The sequence below is a fragment of the Planctomonas deserti genome, assembly GCF_003067705.1.
GTDB classification, from domain to species: Bacteria; Actinomycetota; Actinomycetes; order Actinomycetales; family Microbacteriaceae; genus Planctomonas; species Planctomonas deserti.
Map to the genome: position 1 here is coordinate 1 of NZ_QANL01000180.1, position 539 is coordinate 539.

At 64.6% G+C, this 539-nt stretch carries 1 protein-coding gene; it reads right to left on the reverse strand.

Features of this window, described 5'->3' with window-relative positions:
- The coding region (locus DAI20_RS20175) for a TetR/AcrR family transcriptional regulator (protein WP_205781543.1) at positions 1-539 on the reverse strand (539 nt) is incomplete at both ends.

Below are 539 nucleotides of genomic sequence, written 5' to 3' on the forward strand. Positions count from 1 at the left end.
CGATGGGGGGTGTGGAAGCGCTGTTTGTCGAAATCCTGACCGGCGATCATGCTCAGCAGCAGTTCGGCCATGAAGTGCGGGTCGTCATGCCGGAGCTGGCCTTGCATGCAAACGGTTTCAATCCATTCAGCAAGATGAAGCGTCAGCGCGCCGGCGCCATGCCGGTACAGCGTACGCGCCTCTTCGGGAAACTGGGACGCATCGGCGGCGATCAGCCGACAGGCCTGGCCCACGTGCGGTTGGTTGAAATGCTCCAGGAAGTCGATGGCGAACTGGAGCAGGCTGGCACGCAGGTCGTCACTGCGGAGTGCACGAACCATGGCGCCGGTGGCGTGGCCTACATGGCGCTGCATCACCCGCCGCAGCAGTTCCTGCTTGCTGCCATAGCGCGAGTACAGGGTCTGCTTGGAGCAGCCGGCGTGCTGGGCCACCGCGTCCATGCTCATCTGCATGCCCTGTTGGGCCAGCAGCTCGCGCACGGCATCGAACACGCGCTCATCGCGTGCGTCGAGGGCAACGGGTAGGGAGGCCGGGTTCAC